A 17,062-nucleotide genomic window follows, 5' to 3' on the forward strand; every position below is an offset into this window, starting at 1 on the left:
CTCTTAAGCCAGACGCGGGTTAACTTTATCGGCATCGATGTTGAATTTCGCGATCGCATCCGCCACCACTTTCTTCTCGATTTCGCCGCGTTTAGCCAGTTCACCCAGGGCTGCAACCACTACGTATGACGCATCCACTTCGAAGTGGTGACGCAGGTTTTCGCGGCTGTCTGAACGGCCGAAACCATCGGTACCCAGCACGCGATAATCGCTGGCTGGCACGTAGCTGCGAACCTGCTCTGCGAACAGCTTCATGTAGTCGGTCGATGCCACCGCCGGCGCGTCGTTCATCACCTGAGCGATGTACGGTACGCGTGGCGTTTCCGTTGGGTGCAGCATGTTCCAGCGCTCACAATCCTGACCGTCGCGTGCCAGCTCGGTGAACGAGGTCACGCTGTAGACGTCAGAACCGATGCCGTAATCCTTCGCCAGGATCTGTGCCGCTTCGCGCACGTGACGCAGGATAGAACCTGAGCCCAGCAGCTGCACTTTGCCTTTACTGCCTTCTACCGTCTCCAGCTTGTAGATACCCTTACGGATACCCTCTTCCGCACCCTGCGGCATCGCAGGCATGTGGTAGTTTTCGTTCAGCGTGGTGATGTAGTAGTAAATATTTTCCTGCGCTTCGCCGTACATACGTACCAGACCGTCATGCATGATGACTGCCACTTCGTACGCGTAAGACGGATCGTAAGAGATACAGTTCGGGATAGTCAGCGACTGAATGTGGCTGTGACCATCTTCGTGCTGCAGACCTTCGCCGTTCAGCGTGGTACGACCGGACGTGCCGCCCACCAGGAAGCCGCGCGCCTGCTGGTCGCCTGCCAGCCACATCAGATCGCCGATGCGCTGGAAACCAAACATCGAATAGTAGATGTAGAACGGAATCATCGGCAGGTTGTTGGTGCTGTAAGAGGTCGCCGCCGCCAGCCAGGAAGACCCTGCGCCCAGCTCGTTGATCCCTTCCTGCAGAATCTGGCCTTTCTCGTCTTCTTTATAGTAAGCAACCTGCTCACGGTCCTGCGGCGTATACTGCTGGCCGTTCGGGCTGTAGATACCAATCTGACGGAACAGACCTTCCATACCAAAGGTACGCGCTTCGTCCGCGAGGATCGGCACCAGACGATCTTTGATCGACTTGTTCTTCAGCATCACGTTCAGCGCACGCACGAAGGCGATGGTGGTAGAGATCTCTTTGCTCTGCTCTTCCAGCAGCGCACTGAACTCTTCCAGCGCCGGCATTTCCAGCTTTTCGCTGAACTCAGCCTGACGGGTTGGCAGATAGCCACCCAGCTTCTCGCGCTGGCCGTGCAGGTAGTTGTACTCTTCTGAGCCTTTTTCGAAGGTCACATACGGCAGCTGTTCGATCTTGTCGTCAGCCACTGGCACGTTGAAGCGATCGCGGATGTAGCGAACGCCATCCATGTTCATCTTCTTAACCTGGTGCGCGATGTTCTTACCTTCCGCGGTGTCACCCATACCATAGCCTTTGATGGTATGCGCCAGAATCAGCGTTGGCTGACCTTTGGTCTCCTGCGCTTTCTTCAGTGCCGCGTAGATTTTCTTCGGATCGTGACCACCACGGTTCAGGGCGAAGATCTCTTCGTCTGACCAGTCTTTCACCAGCGCTGCGGTCTCCGGGTATTTACCGAAGAAGTGCTCGCGCACGTACGCACCGTCACGTGATTTGAAGGTCTGATAGTCGCCGTCAACGGTTTCGTTCATCAGCTGAATCAGCTTGCCGCTGGTGTCTTTCTTCAGCAGCTCGTCCCAGCGTCCGCCCCAGATCACTTTGATCACGTTCCAGCCAGCACCGGCAAAGATGCCTTCCAGCTCGTTGATGATCTTACCGTTACCGGTGACCGGACCGTCGAGACGCTGCAGGTTACAGTTGATGATGAACACCAGGTTATCCAGCTTCTCACGGGTAGCGATGGTGATCGCCCCTTTGGATTCTGGTTCGTCCATCTCGCCATCGCCAAGGAAGGCGTAAACGGTCTGCTTAGAGGTATCTTTCAGGCCGCGGTGTTCCAGATATTTCAGGAACTTCGCCTGATAGATGGCGTTCAGTGGGCCGAGACCCATCGACACGGTCGGGAACTGCCAGAAGTCCGGCATCAGTTTCGGATGCGGATAGGAAGAGAGACCGTTGCCGTGGACTTCCTGACGGAAGTTGTTCATCTGCTCTTCAGTCAGGCGTCCTTCAAGGAACGCACGGGAGTAGATGCCCGGAGAAATGTGGCCCTGGAAATAGACCAGATCGCCGCCATCCTGCTCGCTACGCGCGCGGAAGAAGTGGTTGAAGCACACTTCATAAATGGTGGCAGAAGACTGGAAAGACGACAGGTGACCACCCAGCTCCAGATCTTTCTTCGACGCACGCAGAACCGACATAATGGCGTTCCAGCGGATTGCGGAACGGATACGACGTTCAAGAGAGGTGTTACCCGGATATTCCGGCTCATCTTCGACCGCAATGGAGTTGATGTAGTTGCTGACGGCATTGCCGCCCGCTGCCACTTTCACACCGCCTTTGCGTGCAGCACTCAATACCTGATCAATCAGATACTGCGCGCGCTCAACACCTTCTTCACGGATGACCGATTCGATCGCCTGTAGCCAGTCACGAGTTTCGATCGGATCCACGTCATTCTGTAAACGTTCTGACATGGGGTGTATTCCTTATCTGTGTCTAATACGTTGAATTATCAGGAGCCTGTCTGCTTGTGCTTTGCTTCTGATTCACAGCACAAGAAGACAGGCCCGTCGTTTATGTCGCACGTTCATTGCCGTGCGTTATTCCTTACGTTGCTGTAAACGACGCAGGGAGCGTTCACGACGGCTCTGCTCCCGACTTCTGTCCAGCAAGATTTCCTCAATGAACGCCAGGTGACGATGGGATGCCTCGCGTGCTTGTTCTGGCTCACGAGCCACAATCGCCTCAAAGATACTGGCGCGGTGACCGCTCACTTTCGCCAGCATTTCGCGGCGAGCGTAGAGCAATTCGAAATTCTGACGGACGTTCTGTTCCAGCATAGGGCCCATCGAACGCAGCAAGTGCAGCAGCACCACATTATGGGCGGCTTCTGTGACAGCGATCTGATACTTCATGACCGCATCGGCCTCAGCATCTAAATCGCCGCTGTCCTGCGCCTGCTGGATGTTGACGTGACAGTCGCGAATACGCTGCAGGTCTTCATCGGTGCCGCGCAGCGCAGCGTAGTAGGCCGCAACGCCTTCCAGCGCGTGGCGGGTTTCCAGCAGGTCAAACTGGGATTCAGGATGTTCAGCAAGCAGGCCGACCAGCGGGTCGCTCAGGCTTTGCCAGAGATTCTGCTGTACGAAGGTGCCACCACCCTGACGGCGCAGTAGCAGGCCTTTGGCTTCCAGACTCTGGATCGCTTCGCGCAGCGATGGACGTGAGACATCAAACTGTTTGGCCAGTTCACGCTCGGGAAGCAGTTTTTCACCCGGCTGGAGCGTCCCTTCCATAATCAGGGATTCCAGCTGCTGCTCGATTGCATCGGAGAGCTTGGGTTGGCGAATTTTACTGTAGGCCATCATCCCTTCTTATGAACCAAACGTCCGGAGTAAATTGGTAATACCAATTGAAAAATGGTGCCCGTAAAGTAACAAAGTATTCACCTTGTGTCTATATGGCCCCCCGCACACTTTCACCGCAGACACCGGTTACCGTGCGCTAACTTACCGGGATCTGGCAGAAAAGCGTCTCAGCGCGGCAAATGTTAACAGATTTCACTTTTACCAAACCTTACACTGCATTAGCGCGCACCAGGCTGCGTAGCCATAAGCGAATGCTATTCGTGTTTAAGCCTTATTCATGGCAGAAATAGCGCAAGGGAAGCGCAGAGGATGCTGCTGCTTTTTCAGCCATCTCTCAGCACAAAAAGCAAAAGCAGGTGCAAAGCGGCGCGCTTATCACTATTCTGGTCGCCAGGGTAGCTCAGGCTTGCACACAGCCCGCCGGATACCGTAAAGAAAAACGTACACAGATAGAACAGCCTTACAGTGCGCGCACTGCAGGTGCACAATAACAACATCATGAGGTTTGTATGGAACAACAGCATGGCGAAACGCTGCATCGCGGCCTGAAAAATCGCCATATTCAGCTGATTGCGCTGGGCGGTGCCGTCGGTACCGGTCTGTTTCTGGGCAGCGCATCAGTGATTAAATCGGCCGGTCCGGCCGTGATTCTTGGCTATGCCATCGCCGGTTTTATTGCCTTCCTGATCATGCGCCAGCTCGGCGAAATGGTGGTGGAAGAGCCGGTGGCCGGCAGCTTTAGCCACTTCGCCTATAAATACTGGGGCAACTTTGCCGGCTTTGCCTCCGGCTGGAACTACTGGGTGCTGTATGTGCTGGTGGCGATGGCTGAACTCACCGCCGTCGGCAAATATATTCAGTTCTGGTGGCCGGAATTCCCCACCTGGGCCACTGCGGCTATCTTCTTTGTGGTGATCAACGCCATCAACCTGACCAACGTCAAAGTGTTCGGTGAGATGGAGTTCTGGTTCGCGATTATCAAAGTGGTGGCGGTCATCGGTATGATCCTGTTTGGCGGCTGGCTGCTGTTTAGCGGCAACGGCGGCCCACAGGCCAGCGTCAGCAACCTGTGGAACCAGGGCGGTTTCCTGCCGCACGGCGTCAGCGGGCTGGTGATGATGATGGCGATCATCATGTTCTCCTTCGGCGGCCTTGAACTGGTGGGTATCACCGCCGCAGAAGCCGACAATCCACAAGAGAGCATCCCTAAAGCCACCAACCAGGTGCTGTGGCGTATCCTGATTTTCTACATCGGCTCACTGGCGGTGCTGCTCTCGCTGCTGCCATGGACGCGCGTCACCGAAGAGACCAGCCCATTTGTGCTGATCTTCCACGAACTGGGTGATGCGCTGGTGGCGAATGCGCTCAACGTGGTGATCCTGACCGCCGCGCTGTCGGTGTATAACAGCTGTGTTTACTGTAACAGCCGCATGCTGTTCGGCCTCGCGCAGCAGGGCAACGCGCCAAAAGCGCTGCTGAAAGTGGACCGTCGTGGCGTGCCGGTGGCGACCATTCTGGTCTCGGCAGTAGCCACTGCGCTGTGCGTGTTGATTAACTATCTGATGCCGGGCGAAGCCTTCGGCCTGCTGATGTCGCTGGTGGTCTCCGCGCTGGTCATCAACTGGGCGATGATCAGCCTCGCGCACCTGAAATTCCGCAAGAAAAAAGACCAGCAGGGCGTGACCACCCGTTTCAGGGCGGTGCTGTATCCGCTGGGTAACTGGATCTGCCTGCTGTTCCTGGCGGCCATTCTGGTGATCATGCTAATGACGCCGGGCATGGCGATTTCAGTGTGGCTCATTCCGGTGTGGCTGCTGGTGCTGGCCGTGGGTTATACCGTTAAAAATCGGGTGCAGAAAGCCTGATGCTTCACCGGGCCCGGCACGCTGCTGCCGGGCCGATCCGCTTCACACTTTTCCCCGCCCGCGTATTTTGTCCATCATCCTGACCGATTGTTCCCCACCAGGTTACTGATTTAACGCTGATAATTTTTGCTCCACTTGTCGCAGGAGACGACTGATGAAAGGAGCAGCCCTCTCGTTCAGAGAAAAACTGGGATACGGCATGGGTGACGCCGGATGCAACATGATCGGCGGTGCCATCATGCTGTTCCTCAACTACTTCTACACCGACGTATTTGGCCTTGCTCCGGCGCTGGTCGGCACGCTGTTGCTGTCGGTACGGGTGCTGGATGCGGTGACCGACCCGATAATGGGCGCGATTGCCGACCGCACGCAGAGCCGCTGGGGACGCTTTCGCCCGTGGCTGCTGTGGATATCGCTGCCCTACGTGCTGTTCAGCGTGCTGATGTTTACCACCCCGGACTGGAGCTACGACAACAAGGTGATCTGGGCATTTGTCACCTATTTCCTGATGTCGCTGACCTACACCGCCATCAATATTCCTTACTGCTCGCTGGGCGGCGTCATCACTAACGATCCCGGTGAACGCGTTTCATGCCAGTCATACCGCTTTGTCATGGTGGGCATCGCCACGCTGATCCTCTCGCTGTCGCTGCTGCCGATGGCCGAGTGGTTTGGCGGCGACAACAAAGCGCGCGGCTATCAGCTGGCGATGAGCGTGCTGGCGCTGATTGGCCTGGTGATGTTTCTGTTCTGTTTTGCCACGGTGCGCGAGCGTATTCGTCCGGCGGTACCGAGCAACGATGATCTGAAGAAAGATTTGCGCGATGTATGGAAGAACGATCAGTGGGTGCGCATTCTGCTGCTGACGTTCTGTAATGTCTGCCCCGGTTTTATTCGCATGGCCGCCACCATGTATTACGTCACCTGGGTGATGGGCCAGTCGACGCACTTTGCGACGCTGTTTATCAGCCTGGGCGTCATCGGCATGATGCTGGGCAGCACACTGGCGAAAGTCCTCACCGATCGCTGGTGCAAGCTGAAGGTGTTTTTCTGGACCAACATTGCGCTGGCGCTGTTCTCCAGCGGCTTTTACTGGATCGATCCGCACGCCACCGTCACCGTGGTAATTGCTTATTTCCTGTTGAACATCCTGCACCAAATCCCGTCGCCGCTGCACTGGTCACTGATGGCTGATGTCGATGACTACGGCGAATGGAAAACCGGTAAACGCATCACCGGGATCAGCTTCTCCGGCAACCTGTTTTTCCTCAAGGTCGGACTGGCGGTAGCGGGTGCCATGGTCGGCTTTTTATTGTCGATGTATGGCTATGACGCAGCGGCGAAGCAGCAGTCTGCCAGCGCGCTTAACGGCATTGTGTTGCTGTTTACCCTGATCCCCGGCGTCGGCTATCTGATCACCGCCGGCGTGGTGCGCCTGCTGAAAGTGGACCGCGCGCTGATGCGCACCATCCAGCAGAATCTCGCCCTGCGTCGCGCCAACTTCCATGACCTGTCTGCCCCCGTTCGCCGCGCAACCTCACAACCAGGAGAAATTAAATGAGCTGGCCTAACCCGTTTATTACGCAACGTGCCGATCCGTTTATTTTGCGCCACGGCGATGGCTACTACTTTATCGCTTCGGTGCCCGAGTACGATCGACTGGAACTGCGCTATGCCAGCACGCTTAACGGCCTGATTACCGCCCCGGCCACAACCGTGTGGCGTAAACCGGACAGCGGTCCCTGCAGCGCCCTGATCTGGGCACCGGAACTGCACGTGATCAATGGCCAGTGGGTGATTTACTTTGCCGCCGCGCCGTCCCGCGAAATCAAAGAGGGGCTGTTTCAGCACCGTATGTACGCGCTGGTATGTGATGATGCTGATCCACTCAGCGGTCACTGGCAGCCGTGCCGCCGCGTGCAAACCCACCTCGATACCTTCGCCCTCGACGCCACCCACTTCGTGCATCAGGGTAAAAACTGGTATCTGTGGGCGCAAAAAGACCCGGCCATTCCCGGTAACTCCAACCTTTATCTGGCGGAATTACTGAATCCGTGGACGCTGAAAACCCAGCCGCTGATGCTCAGCCGGCCGGAGTATGAGTGGGAGTGTGCCGGCTTTAGCGTTAATGAGGGACCGGCGGTGATTCGTCATGGCGAGCGGCTGTTTGTCACCTACTCAGCCAGCGCCACGGATGAAAATTACTGCCTCGGCATACTGAGTATTGACGCGCAGGCCAATCCGCTCGACATCAGCGCATGGCATAAATCGGCGCGGCCGGTATTTGCCACCAGCTGGGATAATCACCAGTACGGTCCGGGGCATAACAGTTTTACCGTGGATGAAGCAGGACGGGATGTGCTGGTGTATCACGCACGGAATTACACCGAAATTGAGGGCGATCCGCTGTGGGATCCCAACCGCCATACGCGGCTTAAATATTTTGCCTGGCGCGAAGACGGCACACCGGATTTCGGCGTGCCGCCTGCCGATCACACTAACGTGCCGTAGATAGTCAGCAGCGCCACTACCACGACCAGTACCAGCGAAACGCGTTTGGCCAGCGCCACGGCGACCCGTGGCGTTTCCACTTTATCCAGATGCGGATCGCGCGCCAGCGAGAACTGCGCCAGGCTGGTCAGCACCTGATACTGTGGACGATGCACATCGCTGAGCGCGGCAAACCATGCCGGCAGCGCACGCTCGCCGTGGCCGAGCAGCGCATAAGCCACACCGGCCAGCCGCACCGGAATCCAGTCCAGCACGTGCAGAATGCGATCGATGCCGGACTGTGCGCGTTCCAGCGGGGAACGGTGTTTTGCCAGCCAGCTCTGCCAGGCGCGCAGAAACGCATACCCCACCAGCAACACTGGCCCGTAAAGGCCACCGACCACAAACCAGAACAGCGGCGCAAGATAGAAGCGGAAATTAATCCAGATCAGCGCGTTTTGCAGCGCCTGCAGAAATTCGCGCTCGCTACAGTCAACCGGCACGCCGTGAATCAGCGTCAGCTCTGCGGCCATCGCCTGATGGGCCGCTTCATCATCGTGGCTCGCCGCTTTAAGATACTGGTGGTAATGCAGCCGCACCGAGCCGGCACCAATGCACAGCAAACCGACCACAATCCAGAACAGCAGCTGCGCCACGCCAAACAGAATACCCTTCAGGCTCCACACCACCAGCCAGACCAGCAGCATGGCGATCACGGTCATCAGCAGCGTACGCAGCAACGAGAAGCGCTGGCGACCGCGAAACAGCGGCTCAAGCCGATGATCCAGCTGCCAGTGTTCACCTAATTTAAAAAGGCGTTCCCAACCCAAAACTAACAACAAACTAAACAACGTCATACCTGCTCCTGCGGTGTCAGGGGTGCTCCTGCCCGATAGCCTGTTTATAGCGTATCCAGTCAAATGCCGGACCGGGATCGGTCTTGCGTTCCGGCGCAACATCGCTGTGACCGGTGATACGCTGCGGCGTCAGCGGATAATGCTGCATCAGCAGGTGGGTAACCTGCTGCAGCGTAGCGTACTGGGCATCGGTGTAGGGCAGCGTGTCGGTACCTTCCAGCTCAATGCCCATGGAAAAATCGTTGCAGTTTTCCCGTCCGGCAAACTGCGAAATGCCGGCATGCCAGGCGCGCTGGTCAAAGGAAACATACTGTACCAGCTCACCGTCACGGCGAATCAGACAGTGCGCCGCCACGCGTAACTGGGCGATATCCGCAAAATAGGGATGCGCATCAGCCGGTAGCGTACCGGTGAACAGCCGGTCAATCCACGGACCGCCAAATTCGCCCGGCGGCAGACTGATGTTATGAATGATCAGCAGCGACGGCGCTTCGTTATCCGGCCGCGCATTGAAGTGCGGCGACGGCACCTTGCGTGCGCTCGTGATCCAGCCGTGTTCCAGTTTCATGCCTGTTATCCTGAACAAAATCTGGCTGAGAATACCATGATTCCACCTCGCTGCTTGTGACTTAATGCGTTATGGCATCAGCAAGTTAAGGATACTAAACATTTCACCTGCCGTGTCTGGCAATAGCTGCAAAATCAGGCTAAGGTGAGCGCACGTAATCCGTAGGGTGGAGCCGCAAAATCATGGTGTCGCGTCGTTATAATCCCGAACATCGTCGTCAGGAACTGCTTAAACGTATTCAGCTGGATATCCCGGAAACCGTGGCGCGCGCACTTCAGGAGGATTTAGGCGGTGACGTTGACGCTGAGCGCGACATCACCGCTCAGCTGTTGCCGCAGGCGGCGCAGGCTGAAGCGCGCGTCATCACCCGCGAAGCCGGTGTTTTCTGTGGTAAACGCTGGGTGGAAGAGGTATTTATCCAGCTGGGCAATAACGTTTCCATTACCTGGCACGTCGAAGACGGCCAACCGCTGGTGGCCGATCAGCTGCTGTTTGAATTACAGGGACCGGCACGGTTGCTGCTGACCGCAGAACGCACCGCGTTAAACTTTGTGCAGACGCTCTCCGGCGTAGCGACAGCCGTGAACCGCTATGTGGCGCTTTTGTCTGGCAGCAATACCCAGTTGCTGGATACGCGCAAAACCCTGCCCGGGCTGCGCACCGCGCTCAAGTATGCGGTGCTGTGCGGCGGCGGGCAGAATCATCGTCTGGGCTTGTCCGACGCTTTCCTGATCAAAGAAAACCACATCATTGCCAGCGGTTCGGTCAGTAAAGCGGTGGAGAAAGCCCTGTGGCTGCACCCGGATGTGCCGGTTGAGGTGGAAGTGGAAAATCTCAGCGAACTGCAGCTGGCGCTGGCGGCCGGCGCCGACATCATCATGCTGGATAACTTCACGCTGGCGATGATGCAGCAGGCGGTTACGCTGACGGCGAAGCGCGCGCTGCTGGAGGTGTCCGGCAACGTGACGGAGACGACGCTGCCGCAGATCGCCGCCACCGGAGTGGATTATGTCTCGGTAGGCGCGCTGACTAAGCACGTGCAGGCGCTCGATCTGTCGATGCGTTTTCGCGAAGTCTGACGTAAGGCCATGCCGCCGGCGCTGGCGGCAAATTGCGAGCCGGCTTCCATCATCATGTGGCTTCGCCTGTAACGCGCTACATTGTCTGCGCGCCCCTTTCCGGGATTGAAACGCGCCCCCTTCCGCTTTTCCCCGCCCTTTTTTACCGTTGCGGCTCCACAACAAGGAGCCTCATTATGGATAAACAACGCGGTTTTACCCTGATCGAGCTGATGATTGTCATCGGTATCGTCGCCATTCTCAGCGCTATTGGCCTGCCCGCTTACCAAAATTATCTGCAACGTGCCGCGCTGACCGACATGCTGCAAACCATGGTGCCCTATAAAACTGCCGTGGAGCTGTGCGCCATCGAGCGCGGCGGACCGGCGCAGTGTCAGGCAGGCGAGCGCGGTATTCCCGCCGCCAAAGGCTCACGCTATGTGGCGAACCTGAGCGTAGTCAATGGTGCCATTACGCTGACCGGCCAGGAGAGCCTGACGGGGTTAACCGTTGCAATGTTGCCGATATGGAATGCGGCGGAAGGCGCACTCAGCTGGCAACGCAGCTGCACCAGCGACAACACCAGCCTGCGCGACAGCTGTCTTGAGCAGTTCCGCTTTGCCGACAAGGAAGAAAACAATGGATAAGCCGGATAGCGCCCTGCAGGCACTGTGTGCCCGCTATCAGGCCGTGATACTGCACCATGACGCCACGCACTTGCGCGTGGCGGTCGCGGACGCGCCAGACCCGCTGTTGTTAGAGGCGCTGCAGTTTGCCAGCCAGTGCGCAGTCGAGGTTGAGTGCTGGCCCGCCGCACGGCTGGAGCAGCTGCTGCACCAGCCAGAAAGCAGTGCGGCACCGCGCGAACAGGCCAGCGCCGAGTCCGCCATTCACGCGGTGGATCAGATTCTGCGCCAGGCCATACAGCGACGCGCCTCCGATGTGCACTTTGAACCGCAGCGTCACGGGCTGCGCGTACGGCTGCGGATTGACGGCGTGCTGCATCCGCTGCCGCAGTTACCGGATGCCCCACCCGCCGCCGTGCTGGCACGCTTGAAAATCCTCGGCGGTCTGGATATCGCGGAGCGTCGGCTGCCGCAGGATGGCCAGTTCAGTCTGGAGGTGGATGACAAACCGGCGGCGTTCCGCCTGTCGACCCTGCCGGTCAGCCAGGGTGAAAAAGCGGTGGTACGCCTGCTGCAAAGCGAAAACAGCGCCATTGCGCTCGATAAGCTGGGCATGCCGGTGCCACAGCTGCGCCTGCTGAAAAACGCGCTGGCCAAACCGCAGGGACTGATTCTGGTCACCGGCCCAACCGGCAGCGGCAAAACCTTTACGCTGTACAGCAGCCTGAGCGCCCTCAACGTGCCGGAGAAAAACGTCTGCAGCGTGGAGGACCCGCTGGAAATTCCGCTACAGGGGATTAACCAGACGCAGGTACAGCCACGGAGCGGTCTCGATTTTAACCGCGTCCTGCGCGCGCTGCTGCGGCAAGATCCGGACGTCATAATGATCGGTGAAATTCGTGATGCTGAAACCGCCAGCATCGCCGTAAAAGCGGCGCAGACCGGACATCTGGTGCTCTCAACCTTGCACACCAACTCGACGGCCGAAACCCTGACCCGCTTACGGCAGATGGACATTCCCGGCTATCTGCTTGGCCCGGCGCTACAGCTGGTGGTGGCGCAGCGGCTGGTGCGCCGTTTGTGCGTGCACTGCCGTCAGCCGGGCCAGGCGATTGCCCATCTGCCCGGCGATATGTGGCCCGGCACGCTGCAAACCTGGCGTGCGCCCGGCTGCGATCACTGCTTCTCGGGTTATTACGGCCGCCTGGCGCTGTTTGAAATCCTGCCGATGAGCAGCAGGTTGCAGAACGCCATCTCGGCTGATATGCCGCTGGAGCACCTGCTGACGCTGGCCGCGGAGCAGGGAATGAAAACGCTGCTGACCGCCGGGCTGGAAGCGGTGAGCCGCGGTGACACCTCTTTCGAGGAGATGCAGCGCGTGGTGGGCCTTGGCAATGGCTAATCGCTACCAGTTTCACTGGCAGGCACTGGACAGCATGGGCCTGCTGCAGGAGGGCGAGTCGCTGCAGCCCACGCAGGATGCCCTGCTCGGCCAGCTGGGCGATCGCGGCATGCTGGTGGTGAGCTGGCAACGCGGCAAGTACTGGCGCGCGCGCGACTGGAAGTGGCAGCAGAAAATTGACCTGATGCGCCAGCTGGCGACGTTGCTGAAAGCCGGGCTGCCGCTGGCGGAGAGTCTGAAATTGCTGGCCAGCGGCCATCCTCATGCAGGCTGGCGCGTGCTGCTGAGCCTTCTGCAACAGCGGGTCATGGCCGGAGAGCCGTTTTCTCAGGCGCTGCGCGCCTGGCCGGATATCTTCCCGCCGCTGTTTTCTGCACTGATGCAGGTAGGTGAGCTGACCGGGCAACTGGACGAGTGCTGCCGCCAGCTGGCACTACAGCAGAGCAGGCAACAGTTTCTGCGCCAGAAAGTGGTGAAAGCGTTGCGCTATCCGCTGTTTATCCTGTTGGTGGCGCTGGCGGTCAGCGCCGGGATGCTGCTGTTTGTGCTGCCGGAATTTGTTGCGGTGTACGCCAGCTTTGACGCACCGCTGCCGGCCTTTACCGCCGGCGTGATGGCGCTGTCGGCACTGTTGCAGCAGGCGGCGCTGCCGCTGCTGTTGTGCGGTGTGGCGTCCGGGTGGCTGGCGCGTCTGACCTACCGACGATCCGTTGCGTGGCAAAAGCGCAGCCAGCAGTGGCTGCTGCGGCTTCCGCTGCTGGCCCCGTTGTGGCGCGGCGGTCAGCTCAGTCAGATATACGCGATTCTGCAACTGACGCAGCAGGCCGGGCTGACGCTGCTGCAAAGCCTGCAGGCGGTGGAAGTGACGCTGGCCGCGCGACTGTGGCGCGATGCCATCGTGGCGTTACAGCAGCACATTGCCGCTGGCGCGCCGCTGCATCAGGCGCTACAGGGACATCCGCTGTTTACACCGCTGTGCGCTCAGTTGATCCGCGTTGGTGAAGAGGCCGGTGCGCTGGATGTGATGCTGGCGCGACTGGCGGAGTGGCACGAAGCGCAAACGCTGACGCGCGCAGACAGCCTCGCCGCTTCGCTGGAGCCATTAATGATGGTGGTGATTGGCGGCATTGTCGGCACGCTGGTGATTGCCATGTATCTGCCGGTATTTGGTCTGGGAGACGCCATACGTTAAACGGGCGCACGCGGCGCCCGTTGCGGCACATCAGCGGTTAAAGACGCGGTTTTCCTGTTCTGCCACACGAATAAAGGTGGTGCGTTTGGTCAGCTCTTTCAGGCGCTCTGCGCCGACGTAAGTACAGGCCGAACGCAGCCCGCCGAGGATATCTTTCACCGTCTCCGCGACCGGTCCACGCAGCGGCAGACGAACGGTTTTACCTTCTGCGGCGCGGTAGCCCGCCACACCGCCCACATGACGTTTCATCGCGGATTCGGAGCTCATGCCGTAGAACAGCATAAACTGCTCGCCCTGCTCTTCAACAAGAGTGCCTTCGCACTCATCGTGTGCCGCCAGCATGCCGCCGAGCATCACGAAGTCAGCGCCGCCGCCGAACGCCTTGGCGATATCGCCCGGCACGGCGCAACCACCGTCACTGACAATCTGCCCACCGAGGCCGTGCGCCGCATCAGCACACTCAATCACCGCAGAGAGTTGCGGGTAGCCAACGCCGGTTTTGACGCGCGTGGTGCATACCGAACCCGGGCCGATTCCCACCTTCACAATGTCGGCACCGGACAGAATCAGCTCTTCGACCATTTCACCGGTCACCACATTCCCGGCACAAATGGTTTTCCCCGGGAAGCTTTCCCGCGCGCGCTGCAGGAAGGCAACAAAGTGCTCGGAGTAGCCGTTTGCTACATCAATACAGATAAAATTGAGCTGGGGCGACAGCGCGAGGATCGCGCTTAACTTTGTGAAATCTGCTTCTGAGGTCCCGGTGGAGACCATCACGTGGCTGAGCACCGTGGCCGGTACGCGCTGGATAAAGGTCTGCCACGCTTCAACACTGTAGTGCTTGTGAACGGCGGTCAGCACGTTAAAGCCAGCCAGCGCTTCGGCCATGGTAAAGGTGCCGACGGTATCCATGTTGGCGGCAATCACCGGAACGCCGGACCAGGCGAGGCCTGAATGTTTGAAGGTGAACGTACGTTCCAGCTCAACCTCGGAACGGCTTTTCAGCGTGGAGCGTTTCGGGCGGATCAATACATCTTTAAAGCCCAGTTTTACATCTTCTTCGATACGCATAGCAGAGTGTCCTGGTTAGTGACGACGAACCGCAGTTCGGGTAGCGCTCACGGCTCCAGTGTCGTTATCATACGCGCCATTCGTTCCGCGACAAGACTGCGAATTTCACTTTATTTAAGCTACAATCCGTTAAATTTAGCTGAGAAAACCGATTGTGATCGGGCTCTCATCACGCTGCGGCAGATGAGAAAATGTTGAGAGAACGCTATGCCTTTTACCGTTGCACTGACCGGCGGCATTGGTAGTGGTAAAAGCACCATTGCTAACGCTTTTGCCGCGCTGAACGTCGACATCATTGATGCCGATGTGATTGCCCGCGAGGTGGTTGAACCGGGCACACCTGCGCTCAATGCGATTGTGAAACGCCACGGAGAATCGATTCTGACCGCAGAAGGCACGCTTTATCGCGCGCGTTTGCGGGAAATTATTTTCCAGCAGCCGCAAGAGAAAAACTGGCTCAATCAACTGCTGCATCCGCTGATTAACGCCCGTACCCAGCAGCTGAAGGCGCAGGCGACTTCGCCTTACGTCATGTGGGTAGTGCCGCTGCTGGTAGAAAATGGTCTGCAGCATCAGGCTGATCGGGTATTAGTCGTAGATGTCGACGAGGCCACGCAGCTGCAGCGCACCCGCCAGCGTGATGGTATCTCTCTCAGCCAGGCGCAACGGATTCTTGCCGCGCAGGCCAGCCGTCAGCAGCGTTTAGCCTGCGCGGATGACATCATTGATAACAGCGGCACGCCGGAACAGGCTTTGCCGCGCGTTGCTGAACTTCACCAGCGCTATTTACGCCTGGCAGCAACCGGACGGGATTAATATCATGAGCACAGTGGTTCTGTTTGAACACCCATTGAATGAGAAAATGCGCACCTGGCTGCGCGTGGAGTTTTTGATTAACCAGCTGCACGAAACGCTGCCGGTCAACAGCTCGGTTGCCGCACTCGGTGTGTTTCGTATTATTGGCGACCTGCTGGATATCTTCGAACGCGGCGATATGCGCACCGAGCTGTTAAAAGAGCTGGAGCGTCAGCAGCAAAAACTGCGTGCCTGGCTGGATGTGCCGGGTGTCGATGAACACACCGTCAGCCAGCTGCGCGAACAGCTGAAGCAGCAATCCAGCGAGCTGATGGCTGCGCCGCGCATGGGCCAGCAGCTGCGCGAAGACCGGCTGATTGCCTCAGTGCGTCAGCGCCTGAGCATTCCCGGCGGCTGCTGCAGTTTTGATCTGCCGGGTTTACACATCTGGCTGCACCAGCCACAGGCGCTGCGCGATACCCTGGTGAATAGCTGGCTGGCCTCGCTCGATCCGCTGCGCAACAGCCTGACGATGATCCTCAACCTGATTCGTCAGTCAGGCGTGTTTCGCCATCAGACCAGCCTCAACGGCTTTTATCAGGATAACGCCGAAGGGTCCGACCTGCTGCGCCTGCAGCTGACGCTGGAAGATGCGCTCTATCCGCAGGTCTCTGGTCATAAAAGCCGCTATGCCATCCGCTTTTTACCGCTCGATAGCGAACGCGGTGAAGTGCCGGCGCGACTGAATTTTGAATTAGCCTGTTGTTAGAGGATGTTATGCAGGAAGAGATGATTACCGTACCTTGCCCTAACTGCGGTAAAGCCGTGATGTGGGATGAACTCAGCCCGTGGCGCCCGTTTTGCAGCAAACGCTGTCAGTTGATCGACCTGGGCGAATGGGCCGCAGAGGAGAAACGCATTCCCAGCAGCGGAGACATGACGGAGAGTGACGACTGGAGTGAAGAGCAGTCGTGATCGGCAGGGGCACGCGGCCCCTGAGTTTAAATCTCGCCCGCCACTAAGCGGGCAATCAGGGCGTGGTTGGCAGGTGGGAATTCATCGGCCACTAAATCACGCTGCTCGACCCAACGTTGCGGCTGACCTTCGCGTCCCCACGGCTCACCCTGCCAGCCCTCCACCAGGAAGAAATGCAGCGTAACACGCAGGTCGTCGTAACTGTGGTCGGCCTGACCAATCGCTTTCGCCGCCGTCACTTCAATACCGGTTTCTTCCATCAGCTCACGTTTTAACGCCTGTTCTGCGCTTTCGTGCTGTTCAATTTTTCCGCCCGGGAACTCCCATTTGTTGGCCATGTGCGAGCTTGCTGCGCGCTGGGCAAGAAAGATCTGACGACTGGCATTGCGAATGATGCCCACCGCAACCTGCAGGTGTTTCATAAGCTGGATTCCGCTTGTAGTGAGTGAGCGCTGATTTTAAAGCAGACGCCGGACGATGTTAACTGCTGTCGGCCTCACCGCGATCCTGTCGCACAGATTCCAGTTATTAAGACAGGTCGTAATGATCGCACGGCGCCATGTTGGGAATACTCGCAGCCACTTTACTCTAGCCAGGCC

At 58.2% G+C, this 17,062-nt stretch carries 16 protein-coding genes; 10 read left to right on the forward strand and 6 right to left on the reverse strand.

Annotation, left to right across the window (positions count from 1 at the left end; genetic code table 11):
- Positions 1 to 3 precede the first annotated feature (3 nt).
- Both aceE and pdhR read right to left on the reverse strand, forming a co-directional pair.
- Positions 4 to 2,670, reverse strand: a complete 2,667-nt coding sequence (gene aceE, locus ABVR31_RS15475; protein WP_021507538.1) for a pyruvate dehydrogenase (acetyl-transferring), homodimeric type — start codon at positions 2,668 to 2,670, stop codon at positions 4 to 6.
- Positions 2,671 to 2,796: 126 nt separating this feature from the next.
- Positions 2,797 to 3,561, reverse strand: a complete 765-nt coding sequence (gene pdhR / locus ABVR31_RS15480) for a pyruvate dehydrogenase complex transcriptional repressor PdhR (RefSeq protein ID WP_021507539.1) — start codon at positions 3,559 to 3,561, stop codon at positions 2,797 to 2,799.
- Between the two features lie 512 nt (positions 3,562 to 4,073).
- Between pdhR and aroP the strand changes: the two genes are divergently transcribed.
- The 3 genes from aroP to ABVR31_RS15495 all read left to right on the forward strand — a co-directional run bounded on the left by aroP (position 4,074) and on the right by ABVR31_RS15495 (position 7,940).
- Positions 4,074 to 5,429, forward strand: coding sequence for an aromatic amino acid transporter AroP (gene aroP / locus ABVR31_RS15485; RefSeq protein ID WP_058759500.1), 1,356 nt, complete (start codon positions 4,074 to 4,076; stop codon positions 5,427 to 5,429).
- A gap of 154 nt (positions 5,430 to 5,583) precedes the next feature.
- Positions 5,584 to 6,990, forward strand: coding sequence for a glycoside-pentoside-hexuronide (GPH):cation symporter (locus ABVR31_RS15490; protein WP_372773372.1), 1,407 nt, complete (start codon positions 5,584 to 5,586; stop codon positions 6,988 to 6,990).
- Positions 6,987 to 7,940 (forward strand): family 43 glycosylhydrolase, encoded by a 954-nt coding sequence (locus ABVR31_RS15495; RefSeq protein WP_058759499.1) that lies wholly within the window; start codon positions 6,987 to 6,989, stop codon positions 7,938 to 7,940. Before ABVR31_RS15490 ends, ABVR31_RS15495 begins: the two co-directional genes overlap by 4 nt.
- Here ABVR31_RS15495 and ampE read toward each other — a convergent pair.
- Together ampE and ampD are read right to left on the reverse strand one after the other, a co-directional pair.
- Positions 7,922 to 8,776: a beta-lactamase regulator AmpE gene (gene ampE / locus ABVR31_RS15500; protein WP_372773374.1), complete on the reverse strand. Its 855-nt coding sequence runs from the start codon at positions 8,774 to 8,776 to the stop codon at positions 7,922 to 7,924. The genes ABVR31_RS15495 and ampE overlap by 19 nt on opposite strands.
- A 16-nt stretch (positions 8,777 to 8,792) precedes the next feature.
- On the reverse strand, positions 8,793 to 9,344 hold the full coding sequence (gene ampD / locus ABVR31_RS15505; RefSeq protein ID WP_088516646.1) for a 1,6-anhydro-N-acetylmuramyl-L-alanine amidase AmpD: 552 nt from the start codon (positions 9,342 to 9,344) through the stop codon (positions 8,793 to 8,795).
- Positions 9,345 to 9,526: 182 nt separating this feature from the next.
- Between ampD and nadC the strand changes: the two genes are divergently transcribed.
- From nadC to hofC, 4 genes are all read left to right on the forward strand, one after another.
- Complete coding sequence (nadC, locus tag ABVR31_RS15510; RefSeq protein ID WP_372773376.1) at positions 9,527 to 10,423, forward strand: carboxylating nicotinate-nucleotide diphosphorylase; 897 nt, start codon at positions 9,527 to 9,529, stop codon at positions 10,421 to 10,423.
- Between the two features lie 176 nt (positions 10,424 to 10,599).
- Positions 10,600 to 11,049, forward strand: a complete 450-nt coding sequence (gene ppdD, locus ABVR31_RS15515) for a prepilin peptidase-dependent pilin (protein WP_058759497.1) — start codon at positions 10,600 to 10,602, stop codon at positions 11,047 to 11,049.
- Positions 11,042 to 12,430, forward strand: coding sequence for a type II secretion system protein GspE (gene gspE, locus ABVR31_RS15520; RefSeq protein ID WP_372773379.1), 1,389 nt, complete (start codon positions 11,042 to 11,044; stop codon positions 12,428 to 12,430). Before ppdD ends, gspE begins: the two co-directional genes overlap by 8 nt.
- Positions 12,423 to 13,622, forward strand: coding sequence for a protein transport protein HofC (gene hofC / locus ABVR31_RS15525; protein WP_372773381.1), 1,200 nt, complete (start codon positions 12,423 to 12,425; stop codon positions 13,620 to 13,622). Before gspE ends, hofC begins: the two co-directional genes overlap by 8 nt.
- Positions 13,623 to 13,652: 30 nt before the next feature.
- On the opposite strand, the gene ABVR31_RS15530 is transcribed toward hofC, so the two are convergent.
- Positions 13,653 to 14,693 (reverse strand): GMP reductase, encoded by a 1,041-nt coding sequence (locus ABVR31_RS15530; RefSeq protein WP_021507548.1) that lies wholly within the window; start codon positions 14,691 to 14,693, stop codon positions 13,653 to 13,655.
- 207 nt (positions 14,694 to 14,900) lie between these two features.
- Here ABVR31_RS15530 and coaE point away from each other — a divergent pair, with 207 nt between their 5' ends.
- Genes coaE through yacG form a run of 3 tightly spaced genes read left to right on the forward strand, consistent with a single transcriptional unit; the run spans position 14,901 to position 16,463 of the window.
- Entirely contained in the window at positions 14,901 to 15,509 is a 609-nt protein-coding gene (gene coaE / locus ABVR31_RS15535) for a dephospho-CoA kinase (RefSeq protein ID WP_058780442.1), read from the forward strand.
- 4 nt (positions 15,510 to 15,513) lie between these two features.
- Positions 15,514 to 16,257, forward strand: a complete 744-nt coding sequence (gene zapD / locus ABVR31_RS15540) for a cell division protein ZapD (protein WP_058759493.1) — start codon at positions 15,514 to 15,516, stop codon at positions 16,255 to 16,257.
- An 8-nt stretch (positions 16,258 to 16,265) separates the two neighbouring features.
- Positions 16,266 to 16,463 (forward strand): DNA gyrase inhibitor YacG, encoded by a 198-nt coding sequence (yacG, locus tag ABVR31_RS15545; RefSeq protein WP_021507551.1) that lies wholly within the window; start codon positions 16,266 to 16,268, stop codon positions 16,461 to 16,463.
- 26 nt (positions 16,464 to 16,489) lie between these two features.
- Here yacG and mutT read toward each other — a convergent pair whose 3' ends face one another.
- Complete coding sequence (gene mutT, locus ABVR31_RS15550; protein WP_010618124.1) at positions 16,490 to 16,885, reverse strand: 8-oxo-dGTP diphosphatase MutT; 396 nt, start codon at positions 16,883 to 16,885, stop codon at positions 16,490 to 16,492.
- Positions 16,886 to 17,062: the final 177 nt, after the last annotated feature.

The organism is Pantoea sp. WEP, assembly GCF_041678305.1.
In the GTDB taxonomy this organism is placed as follows: domain Bacteria; phylum Pseudomonadota; class Gammaproteobacteria; order Enterobacterales; family Enterobacteriaceae; genus Pantoea; species Pantoea dispersa.